This is a genomic window from Flavobacterium sp. (genome assembly GCF_044371705.1).
Lineage (GTDB): Bacteria > Bacteroidota > Bacteroidia > Flavobacteriales > Flavobacteriaceae > Flavobacterium.
Map to the genome: position 1 here is coordinate 1 of NZ_JBILTE010000117.1, position 8,245 is coordinate 8,245.

An 8,245-nucleotide genomic window follows, 5' to 3' on the forward strand; every position below is an offset into this window, starting at 1 on the left:
GATTTTCAGAAAACGCATCCATAAATCGGGGTTTTTTTTGCCTGCAAAACCTTTCTTTTCCCATTGAAAGACCCAGTTTTTTTGAACAGCATCCACTACGTATTTGGAATCGGAGGTAACTAAAACCGTAGTATTTGGATTCTTGAGTTTTTCTAAGCCTACAATTACCGCTAAAAGTTCCATTCGATTGTTGGTAGTATGCCTGAAACCTTCGTAAAATTCTTTTTTATAGGGTTTCCCTACCCATTCCATTACTACACCGTAGCCCCCGGGACCGGGGTTTCCTTTGGCGGCACCATCTGTGAAGATTTGGACTTGGTGGTTCATCGAGTTGCGGGTTTTAAAGTTGCGGGTTACGGGTTATAAGTTGGCTAATTACTTCCGGAAAATAGCGATGTTCCAATTCGTGGACTTTATTTGCAATTTCGTCCGCTGAGGTACAATCGATAATTGAAACAGATTTTTGAAAGATAATTCCTCCTTCATCATAATGCTCATTTACAAAATGGATGGTGATTCCGGTTTCGGTTTCGTGATTATCCAAAACTGCTTGGTGGACATATTTTCCATACATTCCTTTCCCTCCATATTTTGGTAACAAGGCAGGATGAATATTAATGATTTGATTGGGGTATTTGGCAATAATTGGCTCCGGAAACTTCCATAAAAAACCTGCCAGAACAATTAAATCAGGATTAAAAGGCATCAATTTAGCAATTACAAAATCGCCGTAGAGCTCGTCTTTACTGAAGGTAAACGTTGGAACGTTCAAAATTTTTGCTTTTTCAATTACTTTGGCATTTTCATTGTTTGAAAACACAGCGACTACCGAAATAGAGGTGTGATTTTTGAAATATTGAATAATGTTTTCGGCATTGGAACCCGTTCCTGAGGCAAAAATCACGATGTTCTTCATGTTTCTTGTACTTTTTATTAGGCAAAAAAACGAATTAAATATGAGAATTTATGCCGATTGAACTACTATTGTGAAATAATTTTTTTAAATTCGTAGTCACATTTATTAACTAAAATGTTGTTTTAAAATAAAGTTTTTTATTTTTGCCAACAATTAAACTAAAATTTAAAGATTATGTCAGACATTGCATCAAGAGTTAAAGCGATTATCGTGGACAAATTAGGTGTTGACGAAAATGAAGTTGTAACAGAAGCAAGCTTCACTAATGACTTAGGGGCTGATTCCTTAGACACTGTTGAGCTAATTATGGAATTCGAAAAAGAATTTGATATTCAAATTCCGGACGATCAAGCTGAAAACATTGCTACCGTTGGCCAAGCTATTTCTTATATTGAAGGAGCTAAAAAATAATAACTAATTACATCCCGTTCTGATTACTTGGAACGGGTGTTATTATTTTACTAAAAAACTAAATTACTGATTGTCATCCAATCATACACATAGCTAAAAAAACACCCCTGATTTTTATTTTTCATTAAATTTCAGGGTTTTTTTGTTTATATTCGTACTCACAAATAGCATAAAAAATGGAGTTAAAAAGAGTAGTGGTTACCGGTTTAGGAGCCTTAACACCCATAGGAAATAATATTGAGGAATATTGGAATGCACTAGTAAATGGCGTTAGTGGTGCTGCACCAATTACTTATTATGATACAGAAAAGCACAAAACTAAATTTGCTTGTGAAGTGAAAAACTTCAATATTGAAGAATTCGTTGATCGCAAGGAAGCCCGACGGATGGATAAATTCGCTCAATATGCCATTGTTGCCAGTGACGAAGCTATTAAAGATGCAGGTTTAACTGATACAAACGTTGACAAATACAGAGTGGGTGTTATTTGGGGAGCCGGAATTGGCGGATTAGAAACTTTTCAAGAAGAGGTTTTATACTATGCCAAAGGTGACGGAACACCTAAATTCAATCCGTTCTTTATTCCAAAAATGATTGCTGACATTGCCCCTGCACATATTTCGATGCGAAATGGCTATATGGGTCCCAATTATACTACCGTTTCTGCTTGTGCCTCATCGGCCAACGCGATGATTGACGCTTTTAATTACATCCGTTTAGGATTATGTGATGTAATTATCTCAGGCGGTTCGGAAGCGGCGGTTACCATTGCAGGTATGGGAGGATTTAACTCCATGCATGCTTTATCCACTTTAAATGAAAGTCCGGAAACCGCTTCAAGACCTTTTGATGCCACTCGTGACGGATTTGTTTTAGGTGAAGGAGCAGGAGCCTTAGTGTTAGAAGAATACGAACACGCAAAAGCCAGAGGAGCGAAAATATATTGTGAAATTGGAGGTGGCGGAATGTCATCGGATGCTTATCACTTAACGGCACCTCATCCGGAAGGAATTGGCGTAATTGCGGTAATGAAAAACTGTTTGCGTGATGCGAATATGCAACCTGAAGAGGTGGAACACATCAACACACACGGAACTTCAACTCCGTTGGGAGATGTGGCGGAATTAAAAGCCATCAGTGCAGTTTTTGGCAATCATGCAAAAAACATCAACATCAATTCCACTAAATCGATGACGGGACACCTTTTAGGAGCTGCGGGAGGAATTGAAGCAATTGCTTCCATTTTAGCAATCAAACACGGAATTATACCACCGACCATTAATCATACGCATGTGGATGAAAATATCAACCCTGAATTGAATTTGACTTTAAACAAAGCTCAAAAAAGAGATATTAGAGTTGCCATGAGTAATACTTTCGGTTTTGGAGGACACAACGCGTGTGTTTTATTTAAAAAAATTGACGAATAATACTCTATGAGTTTATTTAAAAAAATATTTACCAAATCCCGTCCTACTGAAGGCGGGATTTTTTTTGAAAATATTCAGAAGATTCTTGGTTTTAAACCCAATAACATTGAATTTTACGAAAAAGCCTTTACCCATCGCTCGTCTAATAAATTGGACTTTAAAGGAAATCCGATTAATTATGAACGATTGGAATTTTTAGGTGATGCGATGTTAAGTGCTGTTATTGCTGCTCATTTGTTTAATGAAGTGCCGGAAGGTGATGAAGGTTATTTGACCAAAATGCGTTCGAAAGTTGTGAGTCGCGAACATTTGAATGAACTGGGGAAAGATTTAAATTTAATTCAATTTGTGTATAGCAAAGTCCCTTCACAACATTTTGGCGACAATATTCATGGGAATATTTTTGAAGCATTGGTTGGAGCGATCTTCTTAGACAAAGGATACACTTATTGCAGTAAGTTTATTCATAAAAGAGTTATTTTGCCTTATGTGGATATTCCAAAACTGGAAGGTAAAGTGATTAGCTACAAAAGTTTAGTCATTGAATGGTGTCAAAAAGAAAAGAAGCCGTTTCACTATGACATTTTTGACGACAACGCCAATGACGGTCAGCGGTATTTTGGCGTAAAACTCAGTATCGACAATAAAGTCATTGCAAAAGCGAGAGCAACCTCCAAAAAGAAGGCAGAAGAAATTGCTTCCAAAAGAGCTTATTTTGCATTTCAGGAACAAATGGATAAAAAATAAAACTACATCGTTTTCGTTAATAAAATAGCGTTAAGTTAGTACACATCTTGGTTTTTAATCCCTAGAAATACTATATTTACAACTTATTTTGTTCCAAAATGGCTATTTACAAATTGGCATTAGATGATTTCGAAGAAGCTGATTATCAGTTAATCGCATTGCACACAACCTTGGAAGATTATCGATTGGCCTATTTTATCAATCAAAAATTGCCTATATTATTGCATCGAAATAAAAAAGAAATTCAAACCACATTTGAACAACAAAAGACCGCCTTTTCGAGGTTCTCCTTTGAAGACAAGGAAAAGGACATTTGGTGGGATTTAATTGAAAACAAAAAAGAACTAGCCGTTCCGCAAAAAAATAAAGTTCAAAATTTATTTAACGAAAATCAAGAATTCACTACTACCTTGTACTTTTTACCGGAATTTAAAAAAGTTGATTTCTTTTTCAAAATAGAATCCGAAGAACAACAGATTGACTTATCAGCGATTACTTCGCAATTAAAAAACATAGACACTGTGACAACAGTATATCACGTGACTAAAAATCAAATAAAATCAAAAAACAATTTAATTTTTTAACAAAAATGCCAACAGATAAAAAAACGAAAATAGTAGCCACGCTCGGACCTGCTTGTAGCAGCAAAGAAGTGATTAAAAATATGATTGATGCCGGAGTGAATGTGTTCCGTATTAATTTTTCGCATGCTGATTATGAAGATGTAAAAGAACGCATCAACATCATTAGAGGATTAAACGACGAGTTTGGATACACCACTGCAATTCTGGCCGATTTACAAGGACCAAAACTTCGTGTTGGCGTGATGAAAGAAGATGTAGTAGTAAGTAAAGGCGATATAATTACTTTTCAAACTGCCGAAGACATTCCCGGAACCGCGGACAGAGTTTATATGAACTACAAAGAATTTCCGAGAGATGTAAAAGCGGGAGAAAAAATTCTTTTGGATGACGGAAAATTAATGTTTGAAGCTTTAGAAACCAATGGAACTACTGAAGTTGTTTGTAAAGTGATTCAAGGTGGCCCGTTGAAATCTAAAAAAGGAGTAAACTTACCAAACACTAAAGTTTCCTTGCCTGCTTTAACCAAAAAAGACATCAAAGATGCTTTATTTGCGATTGAAAACGAGGTAGATTGGATTGCACTTTCATTCGTTCGAACACCAAAAGATTTAGAAGAATTACAAGATTTGATTGCCAAACATTCTTCGTATAAAATTCCGATTATTGCAAAAATTGAAAAACCAGAAGCTGTTGAAAATATCGATAAAATAGTTGCTTTTTGTGATGGTTTAATGGTTGCCCGCGGCGACTTAGGTGTTGAAATTCCTGCAGAAGAAGTGCCATTGATTCAGAAAAAACTTATTCACAGAGCAAAAACTGCCCGCATTCCTGTAATTGTTGCCACACAAATGATGGAAACAATGATTACAAGTTTGACTCCAACCCGTGCCGAAGTAAACGACGTTGCCAACTCTGTTATGGATGGTGCTGACGCTGTGATGCTTTCGGGCGAAACATCAGTTGGTAATTATCCTGTGGAGGTAATTGAAACAATGACAAAAATCATCAAATCGGTGGAAGACAGCCCGCTAATCATGGTTCCGCAAAATCCTCCTCACGTTCGTACAAAGCGATTTATCACCAAATCCATTTGTTATCATGCCGCTATCATGGCTAATGAAATTAGAGCAAAAGCCATTTCTACTTTAACAAATAGTGGTTATACGGCATTTCAAATTTCTGCTTGGCGTCCGAGTGCACATATTTTAGTATTCACTTCAAACAAACGAATTTTGACACAACTAAACTTGTTGTGGGGCGTTCGTTCGTTTTATTACGACAAATTTGCCAGTACCGATGACACCGTTGAAGATGTAAACAAAATTGCCAAAAGCAAGGGTTTTGTTACCAAAGGTGAAATGGTGATTAACTTGGCTGCAATGCCTATTGCCGATAAAGGAATGGTAAATACACTAAGAGTGTCAGAGATTGTCTAGTTTATTTTTCGATAACTGAAGTTTAATCTTTGCCAAAAACAAATTTTACTATATTTGAAAAGTTTTAAAACTATCAAAAATTATGAATTCAAGTAACCCGTTTTTTAAAAACAAGCAATTTGATAAACCGCAAACTGTTCAAGTAGATGAACAGGGCAATCGATCATCCGTTCTTATTGACTACAACAACACGATGACCATTTCGGGCACCATTAACAAAAGTTTTATTCTTTTAGGATTATTAGTTGCTTCGGCTGCTCTTACTTGGATGTTGACCGACAGTGGATACAATCCAATGCCTTTACTAATTGGCGGAGCCGTGGTTGGACTGATTTTAGTGCTGGTTGCTTCCTTTAAACCGCATTTGTCAGCCTATTTAGCACCGGGCTATGCGTTATTTGAAGGATTGTTTATCGGAGCTTTATCTGCTCTTTTTGAAGCAATGTATCCCGGAATTGTGATTCAAGCTGTTGGAGCAACGTTTACCACATTCTTGGTTTGTTTTCTTTTGTATAAATACCAAGTGGTTAAAGTAACCGAGAAGTTTAAATCGGTTGTCATTGGAGCTACAATTACCATTGCCATCTATTATTTACTTACGTGGCTTTTGAGCATGTTTACAAGCTTTCAGGCGGTACATTACGGAAATTCTTGGATGAGTATCGGAATCAGCGTATTTGTGATTGTGATCGCTGCTTTGAACTTATTTTTAGATTTTGATCAAATTGAAAAAGGAGCCGAACGTCAAATGCCCAAATATATGGAGTGGTTCAGTGCAATGGGACTAATGATTACATTGGTATGGTTGTATGTTGAGTTTTTACGTTTGCTCTCCAAACTATCAAGTAGAGATTAATAATATTGCTTTGTCAATCTGAACTTGTTTCAGATTCTCAAATATACATGGAATCAGCTTAGAAGATGCTGAAACAAGTTCAGCATGACAAGTGAACAACAAAGTATTATGCTGCTTTTTCAAAAGCAATAAAGTGTGACAATTCGCCTTGCTTATTAAAAATTGGAAAACTTTTAATGTGGCATTTGTAAATTTCACCGTCCTTACGGTAATTAATGACCACTTTTTCAAAAGGTTGTTTGTTTTCGATCGCTTTTCTAATTTCGCCTGATGTTTCCTGACAAGTAGCTTCCCCCTGAAATAATTTAGGCGATTTTCCAATAATTTCTTCCGGCTGATAGCCATTCATTCGAACAATGTTTTTAGTAGCAAAAACAATTTTCAATTTTGTACATGTAACAACCACAACTGTATCATTATCTAAAACCGGTTCAAAACCATTGGTTACCCATTTATTTCGATCGGCAAAAACATTTAAAAGTTGCTGATCGCTTAAAGTTTTATTTAGCTGACTTAAATAGTCAACATAAAAACTCCAAGAAAGCAAAGGAGTTGACTTAGCATTGTGGATTGAAAAATACCTAGAATAAGCTGTGTAATATTCGTTCAAATCATTCATAATATCTCATTTAAAGGAGCAAATGTAAAATTAACTTTGAATACTGCTTAAATATTTTACAAGTTTAACTCTTGTTGAACGTTTTGTTTTTGAACAAATTAGGACAAAATGTATAGAGAAGAACTTTAATTAATTATTGTATATTTGACAACTGTTATGGTTAAAAAAGCACTCATCATTCCGATGTTATTTTTTACGTTTTGTCTTCAAAGTCAAAATTATAGGCCATTGTTAGACCAAACAAACAAATGGTATGTTACCACTTGCTACAATGGTTGCATTACCGATAATTACTATACTGATGGTGACACGTTGGTGAACAACAAAATGCATAAAATACTTGACGGCTACCATTATATTTCCCGCACTTTTTTACTTCGCGAAGACGTCAATGAAAAGAAGGTATATCTAACAAAAGTAACCGGAAACCGCAAAGATGAGTTCTTATTGTATGATTTTGCCATGCAAGAAGGTGATTCTATCCAAATGAACAATCCTATTACGCCTTTTCCATCGGACGGTGGTTATTATCAGTTGGATTCAATCCGGACGATTTCTAACGTAAACAATCAGTTGTTGAAACATTTTTATTTGTCACCCACAAATTCAAATACCATCAGCACACAACCGGCGGTTTGGGTGGAAGGAATAGGATCTTTATCCATTATCAACGCTCCAGGTGGCTATCCCGATATCAACGGTGCCGGACATGTTACTTGTTTTTACAAAAATGAATCCCTTTTTTATTCATTCAATTCCCCTTTGAATACACAATGTGCGATTCCTGAGGAATCTTTGAATCTAATTGTATTTTATGAACCAAACGATTCAACCTGGTATGTAAAAAACACATCCCAAGTATTGACGGTTACTTTATTTGATGTTTCCGGAAGAAAAATTAAAACCTTTCACAATCCGAACGAAGTCCAAATGACTTTGAACATCAATGATTGTTCGAGTGGGATTTATTTTTTGAATTTTGAAATAAAAAATCAAAAAAACCAGGTGGTTAAAATTGGTGTTTGGTAGTTAATTGCTCAGATACTTTTTTAACTCTACTGCAATTGTATCAGTGTTTGCTCCGGGAGCATTTGCGTTGACTAAAACACCATTTGAATCAATAATCAAATACCGCGGAATAAAATCGATTTTTAAAGAAAATAAGTACTCCGACGTTTTATTATTCAAAATCAAATAACTGTTTGCTTCCAATTGTTCAAACGCATTGGCTTTTTTCCACGCTTCA

General features: G+C 35.8%; 10 protein-coding genes and 1 pseudogene. 7 read left to right on the top strand and 4 right to left on the bottom strand.

Features of this window, described 5'->3' with window-relative positions; translation table 11 throughout:
- Positions 1–327 (bottom strand): ribonuclease HI (locus ACIQ2S_RS08960; protein ID WP_396175136.1); only part of this gene is annotated, 327 nt, incomplete at its 3' end.
- Positions 328–340: 13 nt separating this feature from the next.
- A complete protein-coding gene (locus tag ACIQ2S_RS08965; protein ID WP_396175138.1) occupies positions 341–916 on the bottom strand; it encodes a phosphoribosylglycinamide formyltransferase in 576 nt (191 codons plus the stop codon).
- Between the two features lie 174 nt (positions 917–1,090).
- Between ACIQ2S_RS08965 and ACIQ2S_RS08970 the strand changes: the two genes are divergently transcribed.
- The 6 genes from ACIQ2S_RS08970 (at position 1,091) to ACIQ2S_RS08995 (ending at position 6,380) form a co-directional block, all read left to right on the top strand.
- Positions 1,091–1,327 carry an acyl carrier protein gene (locus tag ACIQ2S_RS08970; protein WP_310554592.1) on the top strand — a complete coding sequence of 79 codons (237 nt, stop codon included), beginning with the start codon at positions 1,091–1,093 and terminating at the stop codon, positions 1,325–1,327.
- 176 nt (positions 1,328–1,503) lie between these two features.
- Positions 1,504–2,757, top strand: coding sequence for a beta-ketoacyl-ACP synthase II (gene fabF, locus ACIQ2S_RS08975; RefSeq protein ID WP_396175140.1), 1,254 nt, complete (start codon positions 1,504–1,506; stop codon positions 2,755–2,757).
- Between the two features lie 6 nt (positions 2,758–2,763).
- A complete protein-coding gene (rnc, locus tag ACIQ2S_RS08980) occupies positions 2,764–3,504 on the top strand; it encodes a ribonuclease III (RefSeq protein WP_396175142.1) in 741 nt (246 codons plus the stop codon).
- 98 nt (positions 3,505–3,602) lie between these two features.
- The gene (locus tag ACIQ2S_RS08985) at positions 3,603–4,088 is read left to right on the top strand and encodes an IPExxxVDY family protein (protein ID WP_396175144.1); all 486 of its coding nucleotides are present in this window, start codon (positions 3,603–3,605) and stop codon (positions 4,086–4,088) included.
- Positions 4,089–4,093: 5 nt separating this feature from the next.
- A complete protein-coding gene (pyk, locus tag ACIQ2S_RS08990) occupies positions 4,094–5,524 on the top strand; it encodes a pyruvate kinase (RefSeq protein ID WP_396175146.1) in 1,431 nt (476 codons plus the stop codon).
- 82 nt (positions 5,525–5,606) lie between these two features.
- The gene (locus ACIQ2S_RS08995; RefSeq protein WP_396175148.1) at positions 5,607–6,380 is read left to right on the top strand and encodes a Bax inhibitor-1/YccA family protein; all 774 of its coding nucleotides are present in this window, start codon (positions 5,607–5,609) and stop codon (positions 6,378–6,380) included.
- A gap of 106 nt (positions 6,381–6,486) precedes the next feature.
- Here the strand turns inward: ACIQ2S_RS08995 and ACIQ2S_RS09000 are convergent, their stop codons facing one another.
- The gene (locus tag ACIQ2S_RS09000) at positions 6,487–6,999 is read right to left on the bottom strand and encodes a PAS domain-containing protein (protein ID WP_396175150.1); all 513 of its coding nucleotides are present in this window, start codon (positions 6,997–6,999) and stop codon (positions 6,487–6,489) included.
- A 228-nt stretch (positions 7,000–7,227) separates the two neighbouring features.
- On the opposite strand from ACIQ2S_RS09000, the gene ACIQ2S_RS09005 reads away from it, so the two are divergent.
- The gene (locus ACIQ2S_RS09005) at positions 7,228–8,028 is read left to right on the top strand and encodes a T9SS type A sorting domain-containing protein (RefSeq protein WP_396175152.1); all 801 of its coding nucleotides are present in this window, start codon (positions 7,228–7,230) and stop codon (positions 8,026–8,028) included.
- Here ACIQ2S_RS09005 and ACIQ2S_RS09010 read toward each other — a convergent pair.
- Positions 8,029–8,245 (bottom strand): annotated as a pseudogene (locus ACIQ2S_RS09010) (TlpA family protein disulfide reductase); the annotation flags it as partial.